The sequence below is a fragment of the Bacteroides sp. AM16-24 genome (assembly GCF_003471885.1).
GTDB lineage: Bacteria > Bacteroidota > Bacteroidia > Bacteroidales > Bacteroidaceae > Bacteroides.
The window spans coordinates 66,905-88,266 of sequence record NZ_QRKI01000009.1; the positions used below are offsets into that span (position 1 = coordinate 66,905).

Genomic DNA, 21,362 nt, shown 5'->3' on the forward strand with positions numbered 1-21,362 from the left:
AAAACAATCAATATTACAAATATGTCAGACTACAGTTCTTTTCGGACGAAGGAGTCCGTAGCCTTCTTTCATATGCTTTCGGCGTTCCCTAATTTCTTCTAGTGTCTGTAAATTTCCGATAGCGGACAAGTCATTTCGGTGTGCATCTTCCAAAAATGTCCAACCATATTGGGATGCGATTGCAGAATCACGCATCTGCGGAAGCCGTGGGTCACGTTTTCCACTTTCAATAGAATTAGCCATAATGTCACAAAGCTTGTCTAGATTCTTCCCGCCAAATGGCTTTTCCAGACGAAGTGTACGGTTCACTCCGTGAAGTTCCACTACAGCAGTTTGGAAATCATGCGTCATGCGTACAATACCTTTTGTACCAATGATATCCGTATATGCGTTATGAGTTTGATTTTTGGAGAGCTGTCCGTAGACAAAACCTTGTGTAACATCAAATACAATTCCGTTTTGGAAAGTACCGTGGCACTGTACCCACCAGGGATCTTTATAGTTCCACATTCGTATACCTTGTGCATGCCAAGTTTTATATTCGCTATTGGCATACCAACGGGCAATGTCTATGTAGTGCATGCCGCAATCGTGATAAGCAGGGCCTTCGTACTCGTGTCCTTCGCCTGGTGCCAGTCCTGGAGTCATGTGACAGATTCGTAGAATGGCTAGTTCACCTATTTCACCTTCTTCAATAAACTGTTTCATGATCTGATGATACCATGAGTTACGCAAGTAAAGATTTACTGTGGAAAAAATATCACTCTTTTCCACTAGATCTACCACTTCCCATTCTTTATCGATGGTATCGGCAACGGGTTTTTCCGAAATAATGTGTTTTTTACTTTGGATAGCTTTCTCTATTTGATCTTTCCGTGAATCAGCTAACGTAAAGAGTCCTACGGCCTGTACGCTGTCATCATTGAATATTTCCTGTTCATCGGATATGATTTTGGATGTAGGTGAAAGAGTTCTTGCCAATTCTCGAGAAGCGGAATCTGTGTCGCAGATATATGCAATGTCCCACCGATTAGTCTTTTGCATGCTTTCCAAATACATCTGTCCCATTCGCCCGAACCCAATCAAACCAACTTTTATTTTCATGGTGTTTTTCTATATTTTATATTGGTTTGCTACAAAATTAGGACAATTCGTTATAGAAAGAAAAACAAAAATATAAAAAAATAAAAAATAAATTATAACTTTATGTTATTTGATAAATGCAATTTTCGTAACAATCCCCTCTTTTCCTTCACTGTCTGCGGCAAGTACCATATATATTCCTGTGGCCACTCTCCTACCCTGCTTATTTCTTCCATCCCAAGTGAATTGCCCTCCCAGGGAAGTACCTTGATAAATAAGATGTCCGGCAGTGTCCACAATCTTCACATCACTGTCGTAGACCATCCCCGTAACAGTAATCACACCGCTGTAGTCCGGGCGTACCGGATTAGGATAAGCTCGTACATTACTCTCTTTAAAGCTGTCTTCAGCCTCTGTAGCGTCACTTTGGTAAGAAACAAGCCCTTTACCTGTTCCGATGAAGACTTCGCCGGTACGGGGATGTATAGCAATAGATACGATGCTATTGGAAAGTAGCGGACTATTCTCTTCCATAAAGTGATGAATCGTTTCCATTCCATCCGCACTTATCAGATAAATTCCATTGGACGCTGTACCTATCCACTTTCTGTTGGCACCGTCTATTGCAATGGCATTAATCGCTTCGTTCACCAATAAGAAATCAGCTAACCCACTGTCATCATTGCGCGGAACTTTAATCTGTGTACAATAGAAGTTATCATTGAAATAGCGGGAAGGATTGTTCAGTATCAAAGGACCTCTGTTAGTACCGATCCAGATAGCTCCCTCTTTATCTTCGGCAATGCAATAAACTGCCAGCTGTTCTAAAAGGGTGCCGTCCTGATTCGTAAACCGGGTAATGAACTTGTGTTGGTCGTCCGAAGTATCTGTAATAGTGCCGTTATAATTCAAGCAGAACAATCCTCCCGACTCTATACGCGAAGAAGTGGCCCACAACCAACCTCTTTTATCAAAGATAGTCCGTCCGAAATTACTTGCCTTTACTATTTCCGGATAATGAAGACTTGCCCAGTCACCACTTTTCATCAATACACTCACTGCATGTTGTGTCTCGCAACTCACCATCCAAAGGTTATTTTCTTTGTCATAAATCAGTCCGTTCACGCGTACATAGTTATGTTTGGAAGCACTGTTTGACAATGCACTTTCCAGCGGACTATTATGCATACTATACCAGTTGACGAACTTTCCATCTTTAAATTCGTAAATTCCTTCTCCTGCCGATGCAGCAAAATGATGAGTATGGTCCTGGGGATCTTGAACGATGCAATTTATATCGTCATACCGTTGTTTGGTTTGTTCACTGATGCCTTCTTCTTGAAAACTGTTCCAGGTATTATTTTCAAAGGTCATAATGGTTCCGGGTCTGTCAAGTCTGTTGGCTATATGTCCTCCTCCGGTAATCAGCAATCGTTCTCCGGTAAAATTCATATAGTACGGATAGTTCCGTACAGGACTATTCGGAGTAATGTTTTCGGGTACTTTTCCTTTGAAAGGAATATCGTGGTATTGTGAGAGAAATTCAGAGGTATCATCCGACACTTTCTTCCAGTTCTTAATATCCAGCAGATTATCTGTCAATAACCCTGCAAACAACCCTTCGGAAGTAGCGGCATAAAGATGATTATCTGATACATTACATGCCAGAACGTTTTTATTCAGAGGATAGTAATTACTAATTTCCCGCTTTTTCAAATTGATACAAAGAATACCCGACGCAGTGGATAAATACGTGTATTCCTTATAAAAACAAGCGTGGTTGACCGTCTTATCCTGCGTCATATTCTTGTTTTTATAATCGGGAAGGTTATAGATATCTTCCTCATTCACCAACAGGTCTATATTTGCATTGGAATAAATAATGATCAATGATTTATAGGCTGATTGGTAAGCAATATAAGATATTTCCGTATCGCTTAGCGGAAAAGATTTTGAATAAGTTCGTATGCTGGTATCTTCTTTATCATAAGCATATAAATCACCATTGGCAAGAATGAAGAGTTTACTTCCAATGACTTCACTGCGGGTAGGGTTATGATAAGAAAGGTAAGTTTGCCACTCTCCTATCGCATTTTGCGAATAGGCAGGCAGAAAATAGATTAAGCAGAGAAGAAATATATATTGAAATCTCATAAAATCAGAGTTATATTAGTTTGTAAGCAACACACTTACAAACTAATAACTCCATATTTTCGGGTTTATTGTATGCTATTAAGGAATTTGCAAAGTTTGTTTGTAGCTATGGCACGGTGGCTGATTTTGTTTTTCAGTTCGTTGCCCATCTCTGCAAAAGTCTGTGTATATCCTTCGGGAACAAATATAGGATCATATCCGAAACCGGAGTTTCCTCTTCTGGTTTTGATGATTTCTCCTTTGATTACACCTTCGAACAAATGCTCTTTTCCGTCGATAATCAGTGCGAATGCAGTGCGGAATTGTGCTTTCCGGTTTTCTATTCCTTCCATGGCATGCAGCAGTTTCAGCATATTTGCTTCTGCATTATGTCCGTCTCCGGCATAGCGTGCCGAATAAACTCCCGGTTCTCCATTCAAAGCTTCTACTTCCAGACCGGTATCATCGGCAAAACAATCCATTTGGTAGTTTTCATAAATGTACTGTGCTTTCAGTAAAGCGTTTCCTTCTAAAGTATCAGCAGTTTCAGGTATGTCCGTATGGCAATGAATGTCTTTCAGACTAAGAAGTTCTATTCTGTTACCTAAAATAGCGGTTACTTCTTCCAATTTGTGTGCATTGTTTGTGGCAAATACGAATTTATGTTTCATATGTTGATTGGTTCTTATTTCACTTTCAACCGGTCAAAACCTTCTCCATATACTCCGATAACGGAACTTTGAGAGATAAATGCGTTCGGGTCAATGTCTTTCACCAAACGGAAAATGTCGATTGACTGGCGTTTGTAAGCCAGAACGACGAGTACTTTTACATTGTGTTTACTGTACCATCCTATACCGTCCAGAACGGTTACACCGCGGTGTGTCTCTTTCGTAATACGGTCGGCTATTTTTTCATACTCTTTGGAGAAGATAAAGAATTGCACGGACTGGCGGGCACTGTTCACAATATAGTCTAATACGAAACCGATAACAAACAAAGTTACAAAACCAAATATCACGCGTCTCCAGTCGTGGAATACGAAGTAACAGGAACTGATAATAATCACATCGCAAAGCATCACCATACGTCCCAGTGTGACGTCTTTATACTTATGTATGATAGCGGCGATGATATCCGTTCCTCCCGTGCTTCCGTTGCAATTGAATACGACTCCAAGACCTGCACCGCACATCACGGCACCTATCATACAAGCCATGAAGTCCTGTCCCGGTCCCAGTATAAGTGGTGGTGTATTGTCTGGACCATTTACAAGCATTTGGAAAAACCATAAAAAGAATGTCAGCCCGAAGATGGCAAACGTAGTTTTAATACTGAATTTAGGACCCAGTATTTTAATGGCAAATGTCATTAAGACAGCATTGATGATGAAGTATGACCATTGGATAGGAAACCCCGTGGCGTAATAGATAATTGCACCGATACCTGTAGTACCGCCCGTCGTTATCTGATAAGGGATCAGAAACAACGCCCATCCTAAGGCATAACTGATAAGACCGACAGTGATGAAGATATAGTCTCGCAACTCTCTCATCATTTCGGCTTTGGTTGGTTTTGTGATTTGCATATTAGTTAGTTACAAGCTACAAGCTACGAGCTACAAGTGTAGGTAAATGAGACAGGTTGACTTGTCTCTTGTAGTTTGTAGCTCGTAACTTACGTTATTTAATAACAATGTTTACGATCTTCTTCGGGACGACAATCACTTTCACTACTGATTTGCCTTCCATCCATTTAGCCGAACGTTCATCTGCCAATACGGTGCTTTGAATAGCTTCTGATGTTTCGTTAGCAGGGAATTCCATATTGAAGCGTGCCTTGCCATTGAAAGATATGGTGTAGTTGATTGTATCTTCCACCAGGTATTCTTCGTTGTAAGTAGGCCACTTGGCATCGCAAACTGAATCTGTATGGCCCAGTGTATCCCACAACTCTTCACATACGTGCGGAGCGAAAGGAGCCAATACGATAATCAGTTGATTCAATATCTCTTTCTTGCTGCATTTCAGGCTGAATAACTCGTTTACACAAATCATGAAAGCACTGACGGAAGTATTGTAAGAGAACTGTTCAATATCACTCGTTACTTTCTTAATCAGTTTATGCAAAGATTTCAGTTCTTCCTTGGTTGCAGGCTCATCCGTCACCATATAGTTTCCGTTACGGTCGTAGAACAGTGACCAGAACTTTTTGATGAAGCGGTACACACCGTCGATACCGTTCGTATCCCAAGGCTTGGATTGCTCTACCGGACCGAGGAACATCTCGTACATACGCAATGTATCCGCACCGTATTTCTCAACAATCATATCGGGATTAACGACGTTGAACATGGATTTACTCATCTTCTCCACAGCCCAGCCGCAGATGTATTTACCATCTTCCAGGATAAATTCAGCGTTGGCAAATTCAGGACGCCATGCCTTGAAAGCTTCGAGATCCAGAATATCATTGGATACGATATTTACATCCACATGGAGTGGAGTGGTGTCGTATTGATTCTTCAGATTCAGAGAAACGAACTTGTTGCTGTCTTTGATACGGTAAACAAAGTTACTCCGTCCCTGTATCATACCTTGGTTCACCAATTTCCGGAACGGTTCTTCTACGATAGACACTCCTACGTCGTACAGAAATTTATTCCAGAAACGTGAATAAATCAAGTGCCCTGTAGCATGTTCCGTACCACCTACATAAAGGTCGACGCTTTTCCAGTATTCATCTATTTTCTTATCAACCAATGCTTTGTTGTTGTGCGGGTCCATATAACGCAGATAATATGCGCTGGAACCTGCAAAGCCCGGCATGGTATTCAGTTCAAGAGGGAATACAGTAACGTTATCTATTTTTTCATTCTCTACCACACATTTGTTTACGGTGTCCCAAGCCCATTTGGTAGCATGTCCCAACGGTGGTTCTCCGGTTTCGGTAGGAAGGAATTTGGCAACTTCCGGCAATTCAAGCGGCAGACAGCTTTCATCGATCATATAAGGCATTCCATCCTTGTAGTAAACCGGGAACGGTTCACCCCAGTAGCGCTGGCGGGAGAAGATAGCGTCACGAAGACGATAATTCACTTTTACGCGTCCCAGATTATGTTCTTTTACGTAGCTCTTGGTCTTTTCGATAGCTTCTTTAATGGTCAGTCCGTTCAATGTAAGATCACAATAAGGAGTTACATCAGGTCTCGGAGAGTTGCAAACGATACCTTCTTTGGCATCAAAGCTTTCTTCACTGACATCACAACCTTCTACCAACGGACGGATTTCCAATCCGAAATGTTTGGCGAAAGCATAGTCACGACTATCGTGTGCAGGTACAGCCATGATGGCACCTGTACCATAACCGGCAAGTACATAGTCACTAATCCAGATGGGCACTGCCTCACCAGTGAAAGGATTAATGGCATAACTTCCGGAGAATACACCCGTCACGCTGCGGTCAGCGATGCGATCGCGTTCAGTACGTTTCTTTGTACGTTCCAGATAAGCGTTAACTTCGTCCTTTTGCTCAGGAGTAGTCAGCTGGGCTACCAATTCGCTTTCCGGTGCCAACACCATGAAAGTAACACCGAACATCGTATCTGCACGAGTCGTGAAGATAGTAAATTCCAGATCGCTGTCTTTTACCTTGAATTGTACTTCGGCACCTTCGCTACGGCCGATCCAGTTCCTTTGAGTTTCTTTCAGAGAATCTGTCCAGTCGATGGTATCCAGACCGTCCAGCAGGCGTTGTGCATAAGCAGAAACGCGAAGACACCATTGACGCATCTTCTTCTGAACTACGGGGAAACCTCCGCGTTCGGATACACCGTCTATCACTTCATCGTTGGCCAGAACCGTACCCAATTGGGCACACCAGTTTACCATCGTTTCACCCAGATAGGCGATACGATAGTTCATCAGGATTTCCTGTTTCTCTTTCTCGCTCTTGGCTTTCCATTCTTTGGCAGTAAAGCTGAGTTCTTCGCCACAAGCCACATTCATACCGTTGGTACCTACTTGCTCGAAAGCCTGTATCAGCTCTTCGATAGGGCGGGCCTGTTGTTCATCATTGCAATAATAGCTGTTGAACATCTTCTGGAATGCCCATTGCGTCCAATGATAATATTCCGGTTCGCAAGTACGTATTTCGCGGCTCCAGTCGAAACAGAAACCTATCTTATCCAACTGCTCACGGTATCGGTCGATATTGTTGATCGTAGTAATTGCAGGATGTTGTCCTGTTTGTATAGCATATTGTTCGGCGGGAAGTCCGTAAGCATCATATCCCATGGGATTTAGTACATTGAAGCCCTGCAGTCGTTTGTAACGAGCATAAATGTCCGAAGCGATGTATCCCAGCGGGTGTCCTACGTGTAGGCCCGCACCGGAGGGGTAGGGGAACATGTTTAGTACATAGTACTTCTGCTTCGTCTCATCTTCCTTCACTTGGTAGGTTTTCTCTTCCACCCACCTTTTCTGCCACTTCTTTTCAATCTCCCTGAAATTGTACTCCATAATGTTTTTCTTTCGTTATTTTATGGTTGATACTTAGTTATATACTTTATTAAACGGTGCAAATTTACAGGTTTATTTTCAGATTCATAGCTTAGTACAACAAAAAAGTATATGTCCGGGCCGTACCTGGGATACACTTGCTCCGTACTAAAGCCATACTTTCTCCATGTAGAGGTACTTTTGGCCGAAGAATGTATGGAGCAAGTATGGTTCAGATATGTTTCATACAGGGAGCGGAACATTCTGAAAATATATATTTTTTCCTGTTTAGTGATAAAGTAGTAGAAAAGGTGGAAAAAATATAAATAAATACTTGACAAAGTAATTTTTATTGCTTATATTTGTGATGTGCTTATTAAAACTAATTCAAGTAATGTAATACAAAAAATGGCTAAGTTAATTCAATAGGATTTTACACAAAAGTGTTTTTAGGATATTTCAAAGGATGAAGTCTGAGAAGATTGCATCCTTTTTTTGTTTATTTTATGCCGAATTGCTGAAAAGCACTCTAATCACGTTGTTCATAAACGTGGGTAAAGTTTTTAAAAAACGTCACCCTTATTTATTAAAAACGTTTCCGGCGTCTATTAAATCCCCTGTTTTATTGTACAAAAAGTAGAAATGGTATATCTTTGCCTGCAATTTATCGGGAACGTATGAATGAGAAGAAAAATTACACCTATCATCTGATAGCGATCTTCACCGTAGGAGTGTGGGGATTAACCTTTATCTCCACCAAAGTTTTAATTGCCAATGGACTTTCTCCGAAAGAGATCTTCTTGCTTCGTTTTCTGATTGCCTATATTGGTATCTGGTTTATATCTCCCCGCAAACTGTTTGCGAACAACTGGAAAGATGAACTTTGGTTGTTATTGGGTGGTATTACGGGTGGTTCCGTCTATTTTCTGACGGAGAATATGGCATTAGGCATCACGCTGGCTACCAATGTGGCGTTTATTGTTTGTACGGCTCCGTTGCTCACCACTATCTTTTCACTGATGATTTATAAGAAGGAGAAAGCTACCCGCACTTTGATAGGCGGTTCACTGATGGCGTTGGTGGGAGTGGCAATGGTGGTTTATAATGGTAGTTTTGTTTTGAAAATCTCTCCGCTGGGCGATTTCCTGACTCTGCTTGCTGCTCTTTCCTGGGCATTTTATAGCTTGATAATGAAGAAGATGACAGGGAGATACAATACTATCTTTATTACCCGTAAGATATTTTTCTATGGGATATTGAGCTTACTTCCTGTTTTCTTGTTCCAGCCCTGGCAAGCAGACCTTTCCTTGCTTTTGAAACCTTCTGTCTTGTTGAACCTGCTATTTTTAGGTGTACTTGCTTCGCTGGTTTGTTTCGCAGTCTGGAATGTGGTGCTAAAAAATCTCGGTACGGTGCGTGCTTCCAATTATATCTATCTCAATCCGCTGTTCACCTTGGTAGGGTCTGCAATTCTGCTGAATGAACATCTGACGATCATTGCGCTGATTGGTGCAGGTTGCATTATGTGTGGGGTGTATATAGCAGGAAGAAAATAACCGACGGATCATTTTTCAGCAAACAACATAATTTCTTCCGCTTGCGTGCTGTGTTCTGCTGTCAGGTTCCAGGAATTATCTTTCTTGTTCCATTTGTAGCTTTGATAATTTGCCCCCATTGCGTTTATCTGATAAACAGTTTTAGCTTTCACGTCAGCGTAAGCGTTCATTTTACTGTTCCATGCTATGTATTCCACGTTTATATCTGTTCCGTCATAAGAGAAATTCAGGCAATATTGCTTTTCAAAACGTTGGTTCTCCTTGCTCCATTTCAATACTTCTTTGGCTGATATGCGTCCTTCGGCATTGTACGAATAGTTATACTGCAAATGATTGTGCAGATACTTCCGGTTCTCTACTTTGAATACAGTTTCCGTCTTTACGCGACCTTCGTTCATTTCCGTGTTATAAGCGAAACCTTCCAGGTTGTTGTTGCTTACTGCGTTTACTACGGATGTCAATGCGAATACTACTGATACTACTAAAGTTTTCATAATCGTTTTATTTTTTAAGTTATACATTCTTGTTTCTTTCGATGTTGCAAAGATAGGGCAGGGAGATGAGGATGAATGTTATCGTAACGTTATCGTTAGGTTAACGTAGAAATTCCGGTGATTTTATCAACTGCAAATGCAGCTTTGTATCTTATTAAATCTGATGTTTTTTAGAATTTCCTAGATTTCTTCTTTTCCAAAAAGAAAGTTTTTTATATTTTGTCTTTTTTAGAAGGGAAAATTTTAAATAGAATGTCTTTATGAAGAAGAAGGAATTACTAAAACAGTTGATTGCAGGTTTCCAGGCAGGATTACCTGTGGAAGTATATATCTGTTTTTCCCGTTAACGAAATATGAACCCTCACTCGTGAAAGAGAGTAGTGGAGATAAGAAATATTATTGCATTGATTATGGTTTACGCTCTGTATTGCTTAATCCTCAAAGTGAAGATAATGGTAAGTTGCTTGAGAATGCCGTTTATCTTCATTTACGCTGGAATTTGCCGGTACAGGGAAGTCTGCATTACTATAAGGGTAAAAATGCTGGTGAATATACGATTCATGCTCTTCCTGTATGGAAGTGGATGTTGAAAATGCTATCTTTGTCCCCAAAACAATAGCAAGATGAAGCTTCGCTCACTCTATATCCTCTCCATCATAGGATTGTTTCTCGTTGTGGTGATACAATTGGGAGGCATGATATATGCTTATGACAGCTATAAAAATGAGGCGAAGCGTACACTGAACGAATGTTTCCGGCAGGCTTTTATAGAAACGGTGGATAACCAGGTGAATAACCTGCCTTTTCCTGACAATACCATACCTTGTTATTCGTACATCCGCAGAGATGAAAAGATGTCTTATGATGAACTGGTATTTCTGGGATATCAGCAAGTGGCTTCTTTCCTGGAAGATGCTTATCATGTGGAGATACCTTTGGATGAGATGGAGAAGGTGTTGGAAAAGAAGCTGAAATGGAAGAACATCGATAGGACCGTATGGATTGATTCGGTAGAAGATCACAGTAAATATTCCGCTTACAGACGTTTCAAAACGGTTATTTCAGAACAAGCATGGCTGAATGAAGGTAAGGATAAAGCGATAGAAGCTACCATCATTTCTCCTTTCCTTCCACTTGTAAAGGATGTGTTTTTCCTGTTCCTTCCTACTTTATTATTGACTGCTTTCCTCATTTACAGTTGGGCACAGCAGATGAAGTATATCATCAGCCGGCGCCGGGGGATTGAAGAACAGCGCTCTGCTTTCTATGCTCTGGCGGAGAAAATGAGATTGCCGATAGGTAAGGTGCGCCGGCGGATTCCCGAACAACAGTGGGAGGCCATAGAAACATCGAGCAGGCAGATTCTGGATATGACGGAGCAAACACTTTCCATGGCTAAAGAAGAGGAACGGAAACGTCAGGCCCGTAAACAACATTCATTTAAGGTATTCTTCATAGTCAGTCTGTTGGCAAGCTGTTTGTTGATGGTAGCTTGGTTTGCCTATTTGTACCGTACAGCTGCCCGTGAGACTGCTTATCAGGTGAATGATTGTTTTGAAGCAGCTTTCTATGATGAGGTGATGTATAATCGTTATCGACATTTCCTTTCACATGTCACAAAAGTAGGGGCATACAAAGATGTGAGCATTTTAGAAGAGACTCCTTTCGCTAAAGAGCAACAGAAGTTTCTGAGGGGAAAGGAATCGGAGTATGTGATAAACCGTTTGTTTGTAGTACATACCTATAACACGATTGACCAAAACTATCGCCTTCGGTCAGCCTTGATCGTGCAGCAGAGAATCAATCAGGACAGTGTAGAGATACCTATGTCTTCTTTCTTCCTGGATTCGGTATTTGCCGGGCATTTGAGCCGGTTGGGCATGAAGTCGCGTAGTGGTATTCGCCAGTTTCTCCGTTCTTCGGACAGTACGGTTACAGAGGTTGGATACGCTTCCAGGAAGTATGGTGATTATACTTCTCAGTTTATTCCTTTGAAAGAAGATAGTACGCTTTGCGTGCAGGGAGTTGTGAAGAACCCTTATCGTTATGTGGCGACTTCTATCTGGTATCTTTTGTTGCCCCTATGGATTACATTCCTGGTGATGCTCGATTGTATCTTCGGTCAGGTGAAAGTGCTTCGGATGCAACATCGCCTGGAGCAGTTTCAGAAAGACTTTACTTACGCTATGATTCATGATATGAAGTCTCCGTTGAACTCCATACTGATGGCGGCACATGTGCTGGCAGGGGGGAAACTGGCGGATAAGCCTGAAAAAGAAGAGAAATACCGACGGGTGATGACGGAAGAAAGCGAGCATCTACTGGCTTTATCGAACAGGGTATTGATGCTGACACAATTGGACGAAGGGCATTTGGAGTTGCATAAGGAAGAAGTCGCCCTGCGCCCCTTGCTCGATGATCTGGTTGCGAAGATTTCTCTGAAAGCCGGTAAGAGGGTGGAATTCAATACGGTTTATCATCGCTGTGAGACGGTCTATGCGGATGCTTTCTGCCTGCGTGAAGTGCTGGGAAACTTATTGGACAATGCGATCAAGTATTCTTGTGAAGAGGTGAAAATAGATATAATCTGTGAGTCGGAGAGGGGAGTCTGCAAAATTAAAGTATGCGATAACGGGTTGGGTATCTCCTTGAAAGACCAGTCGCGTATCTTCAATCGCTTTGAACGCTCTGCGGCGGCAGCACGCAGTAGTAAAGGGGGAGCCACAGGCTTTGGCTTAGGTTTGAACTATGTGCAGCAAGTGATGCTGGCACATGAGGGCAGGGTAGAAGTGGAGAGTGAAGAAGGCCGTTTCAGTGAGTTTACTCTTTATTTTCCGGTACGATCCTGACATTACCATATATGGAAACGCAACTCCTGTGAACAGTCGTTGATAAATGCATCTTTGCCGAATGAACGCAGTTTCCAGAGGATGCAGATGTCGTCTATGCTACCGATAAGTAAGAATGTTCCGAATAATGTGAAATAATAGCTCCCTGTTGCCATGCCGTACAAAAGCGGAAGGATGCCTAACAACAGAATAGGTAAGAAGCAAGTTGTGCGATATTGCCACATTCTGATGGGTTCGTTGCAGTGGCAGAAGCGTATGCCTCCCTTATGCTTTACGAAAGAGATAGACCGGAAACCTTTGGACGAAAAGATTCCGAAGAAAAGTGCATGAAGCAATAGATTTACTCCAAAACCTGCCAGAGCGCACAACCAGAATATCAGCAATGATACATGAGCCATATTTTCTCCATGTATCCATCGGAATAAGAGCAGTATGGGTACTGTAAAAAGGATTGCAGCCAGCATTCCATACTTATTGATCTTATTTCCCGAAACCATGATTTCGGTTCCTTTCTTGCTTTGTACAATTGAGATATCCGCTTTCATCATCTGTTCTTTTTATTAATTGAAGAATATATTTCCAATAGCGTGTTTCAGTCCTGTATATATAGGATTGACTACAACCATTGATACGTGAACTGCCAAAACGATTGCAATGCCTTTTGCCTGTACGATTCCTATTTTCTGAAATTTCTTCATGATTTGTTTATTATTTAAGTGATACATTGGGTTTATTTCGGTGTTGCAAAGGTAAGGCGGTGAGCAGAGAAGGAATGTTATCGCAATGTTATCTTTAGGTTAACGATTATAAGTCGGCATGCAAGTTTAGTAAGGTATAAAGAGCTAATAAAACTTGCTGGCTGAATAAATCCTTTCTGACGGGATATGAACATACTTTCCCCTCCTGATTCGCATGAATAATATAAGTTTCAAAGGTTAAGCCGCCGCATTGCCACTTTTATCTCTTTTTGTTGCGACGGTTAAGTAAAATTGTAGTAGGTACTTATTCTTTCCACCATGGAGAAAGTTGCTTTCCATCACGGGGAAAGTTTCTTTCCACCATGGTGGAAAGAAAGAAACTCCACGGTGGAAAGAATAAACGTTCGGATGGAAAAGGCTAACCGTTGGAAGGGAAAAAGTATAGGAATGCCTAAGAACGGAGCTAGCTATTGCATTTAATTCATTTTTTATCAAGCATGAATTAGATCATTATCCCTGTTTTGCCTGTTATTCTATCGGGCCATTTCCCTTATCATTGAAAATATCCCCTTGCCTCTTCTCTGCCTGATGATAATAATCAGTTGAAAAACATAGGTTTATAGTGAAAATGTTACTTTCTATTTGTCCCCCCTGTTTCTTTCCTGTTTTATGTCTATCTTCTTATTTTTGTTCCGTTCTCGTAAGTAGATACGATATAACTATTATTAATCTATATCAGAAAGTAAAATTATGGAAAACCAGGGAATACTTCTTTATATCGGAATAGCCCTTATCATCTTATTGGCACTTTGGTATATCTGGACTGCCAATAATCTGATTGCAAAACGGAATCGGGTAAAGCAATGCCGTAGCGGCATTTGTGTGGCATTGAAGCAGCGGAACGATATGATACCGAATTTGGTAGCTGCCGTAAAGTCCTATATGGGGCATGAGAATGAGACGCTGACCCGTATCGCAGAACTTCGTTCACGAACTTTTCAGCCTTCACAGGAGAGTGAACAGATAAGAACCGGTAATGAGCTTTCTTCTTTAATCTCCAAACTTCAATTATCCGTAGAAGATTACCCGGAACTGAAGGCAAGCGAGCAGTTCACCCGACTGCAAAGGAGCATTGAAGATATGGAATTGCAACTGCAAGCCATACGCCGCACCTATAATGCTGCGGTCACCGACTATAATAACTCCATTGAGATGTTTCCCTCTTCCATCGTGGCCGGCCGGCAGAATCATCATCAGGAAGAACTGATTGATATTCCCGAGCAGGAACAGCGGAATGTGGATGTCAGTGCACTTTTAAAGTAGTAGATGTAATATGGAATCAATTGACTTCAGAAGCCTTTCCGAAAGGCTTCGTACCGAACTTTCCCGTGTATATTTCTGGCAGAAGATTGTTCGTATTCTGAGCATCATAGTCTATCTCTTTGTGTTTTGCTGGATGATGTTCGTCCTGTTTGGGGGCTATCTTGTTGGATATATCGGCTTAGAGAACTACAGTGTGGTTACGCAATACATTTTCCCGGTCTTTATGGGATTTATTGTGCTGAACTTCGCATTCAGCCGCTCTCTTATGAAATTCCAAGGGCAGGAAAATGATATCATGCGCAGCATTATGTCTGCTATGTTTCCATCCGTTCTTTTCTCCTTCTCTTCGCAACTGGACCAGCGTATATTATCCGGTAGCAGGCTCTTTAACTCTTCTTTCTCCGATCCGGCACTGGCGGCTACCACCTATGCTTATCTGGAAGTGCCGCGGGGAGATCGTACCCTTTATATAGCCGATATAGGGGTTTCCTATGGACTGATGAATAAGTTGGAACTGAATTCTGTAACAGGCTATTTGGTGATGCTTTACCGCTATGTGCTCCGTCCGCTGTTCGCCTCCAGGTACGAAAGTAGTGCGCATAACTTCCGCGGGATGTTTGGCTGGTGCCGTCTGGAGCGTAGTTTTAAGGGCAGCACGATTATCCTGCCCGACCATCTGGAACAGAAGGCCGGCTATCTGGCAAAGAATATCCAGGGCTTGAAGAAACGCTATAATGCCCGTTTCGTTCATCTGGAAGACCCGGATTTCGAGAAGTATTTTGTGGTTTATGCCGATGATGAAGTAACCGCCCGTATGATACTGACACCGGCGGTCATGCGCCGGATTACCCGTCTGCGCGAAACATTCGGGCACGATATGATGCTCTCTTTCAACAAAGGTACTTTTTATTATGCGGGAGTGATGCCCGACGGTTTCCTCTGCCTTCGCAAGCGGGCACTGGACAATGAACATCTGCTTGAAGAGATATACAATGATATAAACCTTGCCTGTCAGGTGACAGATATTCTTTAAAACCATATTATAACATGAAACAAACACTTACATTTATTCCTCCCGTAGTGGACTCCACGCAAAGTTCCATTCATACGGAGGCTTACGAAAAGAGCGTGGACTTGTATAACCAAGGCGAGTACCTGCAAGCTTTCCACAGTTTGCTGGATTACCTGAATGCGGACTTCCGGACGAAGTATGGCAATGCGGATGGTACTGAATTTCATATTCCCCACGGTTCTATCCTGGTGCATATTTCTGTAAAAGACGGATTTTACCGTATCAGTGCCGACTTCCTGAACTTGCCCGAGAAAGGGCGTGTAGCCATGCTTCGACAGATTGCAGACCTGAATCTGAACAAGCTGCTGTTGCCTCGCTTTGTGAAGGACAACGATAAGTTGAGAATGGAGTACACGTGTTCTCTCTCGCAGAGCCATCCCCATAAGATGTACTTCGTGTTACAGAATATCTGCCACATCGGTGATAAATATGATGACGAGTTCTGTACGAAGTTCGGTGCTACACGGTGCTATGAGCCGCAGGTCACCTCTTATCCGCAGCAAGAGATAGACCGCATTTATGAAGGTTTGCAAATCTTGGGCCGCGAAACACTGGAAGCTGTGAAAGAGTATGATGCCGACCGGAAATATGGCTACTCCTGGAATGTGCTCGATACAACTTTCTATCAGATTTCCTACTTTGCCCGTCCGCAAGGCCAGTTATTGAATGATCTTGATAAAGCGGTGGACGATATGGATGCCGAACTGCCTACTGCCGAGGTGGTAGCGAAAGGAAAGGCTTTCCTTGAGAAATTGCTCGCCATGCCTAAGGAGGAACTGGCGGCTGATCTTTATTTCGTAGATACATTGGTGTCTACCAAGCGCCGTTCGTCTCTGAAGAATATGCAGGAGAACTTTATGAGTGTCTATAAAGAAGCTACTGAAGCCATTCAGACGGAAAATTATGAGCGGAGTACGGTACGTCTGCTCTATATTTTCTATGAAGCTTACTTCTATAATGATGTGCAGGATGACATTAACGTAATTCTTTCGCATGCGCTTGAGAAAGCAAGCGGCAAGTCGATGGAGGATGCATCTGAAATCCTTTACAATGCGATGGATAAAATAATGGAAGGTGACCTGGAACCGGATGAAGATGACCTGGAAGAGATATCGGCAGAAGCCATCGAACAAATGCAGGGTATGGCAGCATCTCTGCAAGAGGAAATCATGAAGGCGCAGGCCGATATGCAGGCTGCCATGATGAGGGGAGATATGGCCGAGTATATGCGTCTGGCGCAGGAACTTCAACAGAAGATGATGCAACAGGCACTTGGCGGACAACAATAACAGATTAAAAACAATGAATCAATGGAACAGAACAATATATATCAGTTGGTTTTCAAAGTAACCCATGCAGGTGGATCAGGCAGCTGTTTCTATCTGAAAGACTATGATCTTTTTGTGACGAACTACCATGTGGTGAAAGGCTTTCATGCAGTGGCGGTACATGATAATGACCGGAATCCTTATCTGGCTAAGGTGGTACTGGTGAACCCTTCATTGGACATAGCCCTGCTGTCCGTAGACGGTGATTTCTCGGCTCTGCCTTCCCTGAATCTGGCAGGAGATAATTCCTTGTCCATCGGTGGAAAGGTTTGTGTGGCCGGTTATCCTTATGGCATGCCTTTTACGGTGACCGAAGGCTCTGTGTCTTCGCCCAAACAGCTGGTGGATGGAAAGTACTATATACAGACTGATGCGGCAGTGAATCCCGGTAACTCCGGCGGTCCTATCTTCAATGAAAAGAACGAAGTGGTAGGTGTAACGGTGAGTAAGCTGAGTAATGCCGACAATATGGGTTTCGGCATCCGTGTGGAAGCATTACGGAAGCTGCTTGAATTTGTGGAGGCTGTGGACCGTACAGCTTTTCAGGTGCAGTGCGACAGTTGTGACGAGCTGATATCGGAAGAGGAAGAATTCTGCCCTTCATGCGGTGAAAAGCTGCCCGAGGGTATCTTTGAAGAACGTGAACCGTCTTCATTGAGTACCTTCTGCGAACGTGCCATCCGTGAGATGGGAGTTAATCCGATCCTTGCGCGTGACGGTTATGACTCCTGGACATTCCATAAAGGCAGTTCCGAAGTGCGTATCTTTGTTTATGAAAATACTTATCTGTTTGCTGTTTCTCCTATCAATCTGTTACCAAAGAAAGAGGTGGAAAGGGTGCTCGATTATATCCTGGGTGAAGATTTCAGTCCTTACAAACTGGGTATTGAAGGACGCCAGATCTACATAGCATATCGTGTACATCTGTCTGACATTACGGATGCATCGGAAGATGAAATCCTGACTAATCTGGTGAATCTGGCATTGAAAGCCGATGAGATGGATAATATGATGGTAGAAGAGTTTGGTTGCGAATTCTCTGAATATTCTAAACACGAAGACTGACTTTAAGTAATAATTGCAAAACGCGGCTGCCTATAAAGATTATCGATTATCTTTTGGCAGCCGCGTTTTTTCATTGGAAACTGTAAGAGAGAATTCTTGTTAGAGTAATTATCTGTTTGCCAGCAAAGCGTTGTTCCAATTTGTTGCATTGTGTTCTGTTACCAGATTCCAGGAGTTGTTTTTCTCATTCCAGTTGTAAGCCATGTAGTTCATGCCATTCTCGTTCATCTGATAAACGGCTTTGGATTTCACATTCGTGTAGTCACCGTCTTTGCTGTTCCATGCTACATATTCCACGCCTACTTCATTATCGGTGTAGCTGAAGTTGAGGCAATACTGTTTTTCGAAGCGGCTGTTGTCCTGGTTCCATTTCAGGATTTCCTTTGCTGATACACGTCCTTTTTCATCATGTGTGTAGTTGTATTGCAGGTGGCGTTCCAGGTACTTGCCTTCTTTTATTTTATAGACTGTCTGGGTTTCTACCCCGTTTTCCTGTTTCTCACTGTTGTAGGCGAAGTCTTTTACATTGTTACCACTTACTGCGTTTACTACTGATGTCAATGCGAATACTACTGATAATACTAAAGCTTTCATAATGATTTTATTTTTTAAGTTATACATTTCGTTACTTTTGATGTTGCAAAGATAGGGCAGGGGCATGAGGATGAATGTTATCGTAATGTTATCATTAGGTTAACGACACTTTTACGACTCTGGAGAACTCTCTTGTTTTTTTAGAGTTGTATGTATTTTTGTATTCCTCTTTTAATCAGTAAGATGCTGATTTCCGTTCGTTTCTTTTCCTCATGCCTTGCCATTGGCTGGAAAGAACGCATTCTCGTCCGATATAAAAAGTAGTGCATTACTTCGTGATCCATAGTTATTTGCTATTTTTGCAGGCGAATATAAACGGATAAGATGAAATTACGTACTGTCATCTCTCTTTCACTGGTGAGTCTGATTGCTGTTGTGTTGATACAGTTGGGCGGAATGCTTTATGCTTTTCATGCACAGATGCAGGAAGCGGAGAAATCACTGAACAAGTGCTTCTGGATGTCTTTCACGGAGACAGTGGATAATCTGGTGAACAACCTTCCTTATCCTGATAATTCAATAGCTATCATAGCGTATGCACCCAATCCTAAATACAAGCGGATAGATGGGGATGAAAGGAATAAGCGCACTTCCCAACAGGCGGCACAGGCTTTGCAACGGGTGTATGGAATAAAAGAAATTCCGTTGGCCACCATAGATAGCGTGTTGCACAATAAGTTGCGGAAGTTAGACATGGATGGGACGCTGACCGTGGAGCGCATTAATGTAAATACAAATGAGGTGCTGGCAACTACCAATCCTCAGGTAAGTAACCGTAACTTTGCCGCTGTTACTTCCGAAACAGCTTTCACCTTTAAATCCCGTGGGGAGGCTGTCCGTGCCATTCTTTCTTTCCCTGCCAAGGAGATGGAGAAGAGACTTCTGTTACTGTCATTCATTACATGGCTATTGCTGGGTACGGCTGTCTATGCCTTGATTGTACAGATGAAGTCGGTATTCCGCCAACGGCATGACTTGCAGAAACAACAACAGGACTTCTATACGTTGGCCGAAGAAATGAAACATCCCGTCAGCCGGATGAAGAACTTGATAACCACAGAAAACTGGCAAGAGATAGAGGCACAAAGCAACGTACTCTTTGAGAGAACCAATGCTACTCTGACACATGCCAAAGCAGAAATCCGGCAAAGAAGTACGGGCAGGCCTATTTCTCTTAAAGCAATTTCTATGGTCAGCTTGGCGGGAGTATTCCTGTTGCTGGCTGTCTGGTCGGGATATTTGTATTACACGACCTCTCAAAAGATACGGTATCAGGCGGAGGAGCAATTGGAAGAGGCTTTCTACCGGGAGGCAGACTTACATAGATATCCGCTTTTCACTAAGGCTAACCCTGATTTTAATTGGGATAGCTCGCCGGGAGAATTTCTCCCTTATCCGCTGCGTATGATGGACGAGCTTTATAAGGTATATCTGGAGAAAGGTTATCGCTACCGGATACAGTTGCTTACCATTCGGCATCTTTACAATAAGTTTGATGAAGGCTTCCGTATGAAGATGGCTTATGATATACAGGATACGATCAGTCTGCGTAGCCGTGTGCCTATTCCGTTTTCCTTGCAGTTTGCCGACAGTGTGTTCAGAAAACAGCTTTTGGAAACAGGTTTTCCGGATAGGGCGGATATCCATTGGATCAGATATCCGTCCCGGGAGTTGATACTTTATACAGGTAGTCCGGCTGTTGACTTCGGGGATATCACTACCCGGTTGTTTCCGTTGGATAAGGATAGTACGAGCTGCATCTTTGCTGTGGTTCGTTCACCACAACGTACTATAATGAGTGCCACTTGGTATATGCAGGTGCCGCTGCTTATTGCTTTCCTTTTCGTATCTCTCTGTGTTTTCTTTCAGATACGTATGTTGCGGGTACAGCGTCGGTTGGAACAGTTTCAGAAGGACTTTACTTACTCCATGATACATGATATGAAGTCACCGTTGCAGTCTGTTATGATGGGAGCGCATATCCTGGCAGGTGGTAAGTTGGCGGATAAGCCGGAGAAGCTGGTCCGCTACAGGCAAGTGATGGGAGATGAGTGCGAACATCTGCTGACACTTTCCAATCGTGTAGTAATGCTGACAGAGATAGACCGTGGAGAACTGGAACTACATAAAGAAGAAATTGCCCTAAGACCGTTGCTGCGGGATATAGCGGAAAAGTATCAGTTGAAAGCGGTGAAGACGGTTCATTTTGATATCGATTGTGAAGAAGGATGTAGTGTTTATGCGGATGCTTTCTGTCTGCGTGAGATACTTTCCAATCTGGTGGACAATGCTGTCAAGTACTCTAATGAAGAGGTTCTGATTATTCTTTCAGGTAAAAAGACAGAGGATGAAACCATTGTTAGAGTGCATGATAACGGTATTGGTATTCCTTTGAGCGAACAGCATAAGATATTCAATAAGTTCGAGAGGATTGCTTCCGGTAGTCGTAAGACGGGTGCATCAGGTTTCGGGTTGGGATTGAATTATGTGTTGCAGGTGGTGAGTGCCCACGGTGGTATGGTGAAGGTAGAAAGTGTGGAAGGAAGTTACAGTGAATTTACGCTACAATTCCCCTTGCGTTAAAAAAGCCTGCTGGTAAAGATGAAATGTGCCCAACTATTTGTTATTCAGATAGGGTTTTGCTATTTTTGTATACAGAGTCCGTAAA

General features: G+C 42.6%; 17 protein-coding genes. 8 read left to right on the forward strand and 9 right to left on the reverse strand.

The annotated features are described in order from the left end of the window. Window positions 1-24: 24 nt before the first annotated feature. From DW182_RS12010 to leuS, 5 genes are all read right to left on the reverse strand, one after another. Window positions 25-1,104, reverse strand: a complete 1,080-nt coding sequence (locus tag DW182_RS12010) for a Gfo/Idh/MocA family protein (protein ID WP_118295681.1) — start codon at window positions 1,102-1,104, stop codon at window positions 25-27. Window positions 1,105-1,209: 105 nt separating this feature from the next. Then, window positions 1,210-3,237: a two-component regulator propeller domain-containing protein gene (locus DW182_RS12015; protein WP_118295682.1), complete on the reverse strand. Its 2,028-nt coding sequence runs from the start codon at window positions 3,235-3,237 to the stop codon at window positions 1,210-1,212. 65 nt (window positions 3,238-3,302) lie between these two features. Then, window positions 3,303-3,887 carry a non-canonical purine NTP diphosphatase gene (locus tag DW182_RS12020; protein WP_007661159.1) on the reverse strand — a complete coding sequence of 195 codons (585 nt, stop codon included), beginning with the start codon at window positions 3,885-3,887 and terminating at the stop codon, window positions 3,303-3,305. A gap of 14 nt (window positions 3,888-3,901) precedes the next feature. Further along, on the reverse strand, window positions 3,902-4,804 hold the full coding sequence (locus DW182_RS12025) for a YitT family protein (RefSeq protein ID WP_007661161.1): 903 nt from the start codon (window positions 4,802-4,804) through the stop codon (window positions 3,902-3,904). Window positions 4,805-4,898: 94 nt separating this feature from the next. Next, window positions 4,899-7,736 (reverse strand): leucine--tRNA ligase, encoded by a 2,838-nt coding sequence (leuS, locus tag DW182_RS12030; RefSeq protein ID WP_118295683.1) that lies wholly within the window; start codon window positions 7,734-7,736, stop codon window positions 4,899-4,901. 656 nt (window positions 7,737-8,392) lie between these two features. Between leuS and DW182_RS12040 the strand changes: the two genes are divergently transcribed. Then, window positions 8,393-9,271: a DMT family transporter gene (locus tag DW182_RS12040; RefSeq protein WP_118295743.1), complete on the forward strand. Its 879-nt coding sequence runs from the start codon at window positions 8,393-8,395 to the stop codon at window positions 9,269-9,271. Between the two features lie 8 nt (window positions 9,272-9,279). Here DW182_RS12040 and DW182_RS12045 read toward each other — a convergent pair whose 3' ends face one another. After that, a complete protein-coding gene (locus DW182_RS12045; protein WP_118295744.1) occupies window positions 9,280-9,765 on the reverse strand; it encodes a DUF3836 domain-containing protein in 486 nt (161 codons plus the stop codon). 310 nt (window positions 9,766-10,075) lie between these two features. On the opposite strand from DW182_RS12045, the gene DW182_RS12050 reads away from it, so the two are divergent. Together DW182_RS12050 and DW182_RS12055 are read left to right on the forward strand one after the other, a co-directional pair. Then, window positions 10,076-10,384 (forward strand): DUF4143 domain-containing protein, encoded by a 309-nt coding sequence (locus DW182_RS12050; protein WP_370449804.1) that lies wholly within the window; start codon window positions 10,076-10,078, stop codon window positions 10,382-10,384. 4 nt (window positions 10,385-10,388) lie between these two features. Next, window positions 10,389-12,614 carry a sensor histidine kinase KdpD gene (locus DW182_RS12055; RefSeq protein WP_118295684.1) on the forward strand — a complete coding sequence of 742 codons (2,226 nt, stop codon included), beginning with the start codon at window positions 10,389-10,391 and terminating at the stop codon, window positions 12,612-12,614. Window positions 12,615-12,616: 2 nt separating this feature from the next. Here the strand turns inward: DW182_RS12055 and DW182_RS12060 are convergent, their stop codons facing one another. Together DW182_RS12060 and DW182_RS22305 are read right to left on the reverse strand one after the other, a co-directional pair. After that, window positions 12,617-13,162, reverse strand: coding sequence for a metalloprotease family protein (locus tag DW182_RS12060; protein WP_007661170.1), 546 nt, complete (start codon window positions 13,160-13,162; stop codon window positions 12,617-12,619). A gap of 12 nt (window positions 13,163-13,174) precedes the next feature. Continuing rightward, window positions 13,175-13,312, reverse strand: coding sequence for a hypothetical protein (locus tag DW182_RS22305; RefSeq protein ID WP_021967004.1), 138 nt, complete (start codon window positions 13,310-13,312; stop codon window positions 13,175-13,177). A gap of 750 nt (window positions 13,313-14,062) precedes the next feature. Between DW182_RS22305 and DW182_RS12065 the strand changes: the two genes are divergently transcribed. Genes DW182_RS12065 through DW182_RS12080 form a run of 4 tightly spaced genes read left to right on the forward strand, consistent with a single transcriptional unit; the run spans window position 14,063 to window position 18,100 of the window. Further along, the gene (locus DW182_RS12065; RefSeq protein ID WP_118295685.1) at window positions 14,063-14,635 is read left to right on the forward strand and encodes a LemA family protein; all 573 of its coding nucleotides are present in this window, start codon (window positions 14,063-14,065) and stop codon (window positions 14,633-14,635) included. Window positions 14,636-14,645: 10 nt separating this feature from the next. Next, on the forward strand, window positions 14,646-15,668 hold the full coding sequence (locus DW182_RS12070) for a DUF3137 domain-containing protein (RefSeq protein WP_118216263.1): 1,023 nt from the start codon (window positions 14,646-14,648) through the stop codon (window positions 15,666-15,668). Window positions 15,669-15,682: 14 nt separating this feature from the next. Further along, a complete protein-coding gene (locus DW182_RS12075) occupies window positions 15,683-16,996 on the forward strand; it encodes a hypothetical protein (protein WP_118295686.1) in 1,314 nt (437 codons plus the stop codon). A gap of 21 nt (window positions 16,997-17,017) precedes the next feature. After that, window positions 17,018-18,100, forward strand: a complete 1,083-nt coding sequence (locus tag DW182_RS12080) for a trypsin-like peptidase domain-containing protein (protein ID WP_007661178.1) — start codon at window positions 17,018-17,020, stop codon at window positions 18,098-18,100. A 108-nt stretch (window positions 18,101-18,208) separates the two neighbouring features. Here DW182_RS12080 and DW182_RS12085 read toward each other — a convergent pair whose 3' ends face one another. Next, the gene (locus DW182_RS12085; protein ID WP_007661179.1) at window positions 18,209-18,760 is read right to left on the reverse strand and encodes a DUF3836 domain-containing protein; all 552 of its coding nucleotides are present in this window, start codon (window positions 18,758-18,760) and stop codon (window positions 18,209-18,211) included. 258 nt (window positions 18,761-19,018) lie between these two features. Between DW182_RS12085 and DW182_RS12090 the strand changes: the two genes are divergently transcribed. Further along, complete coding sequence (locus DW182_RS12090) at window positions 19,019-21,277, forward strand: sensor histidine kinase KdpD (RefSeq protein ID WP_118295687.1); 2,259 nt, start codon at window positions 19,019-19,021, stop codon at window positions 21,275-21,277. The last annotated feature ends 85 nt before the right edge of the window (window positions 21,278-21,362 follow it).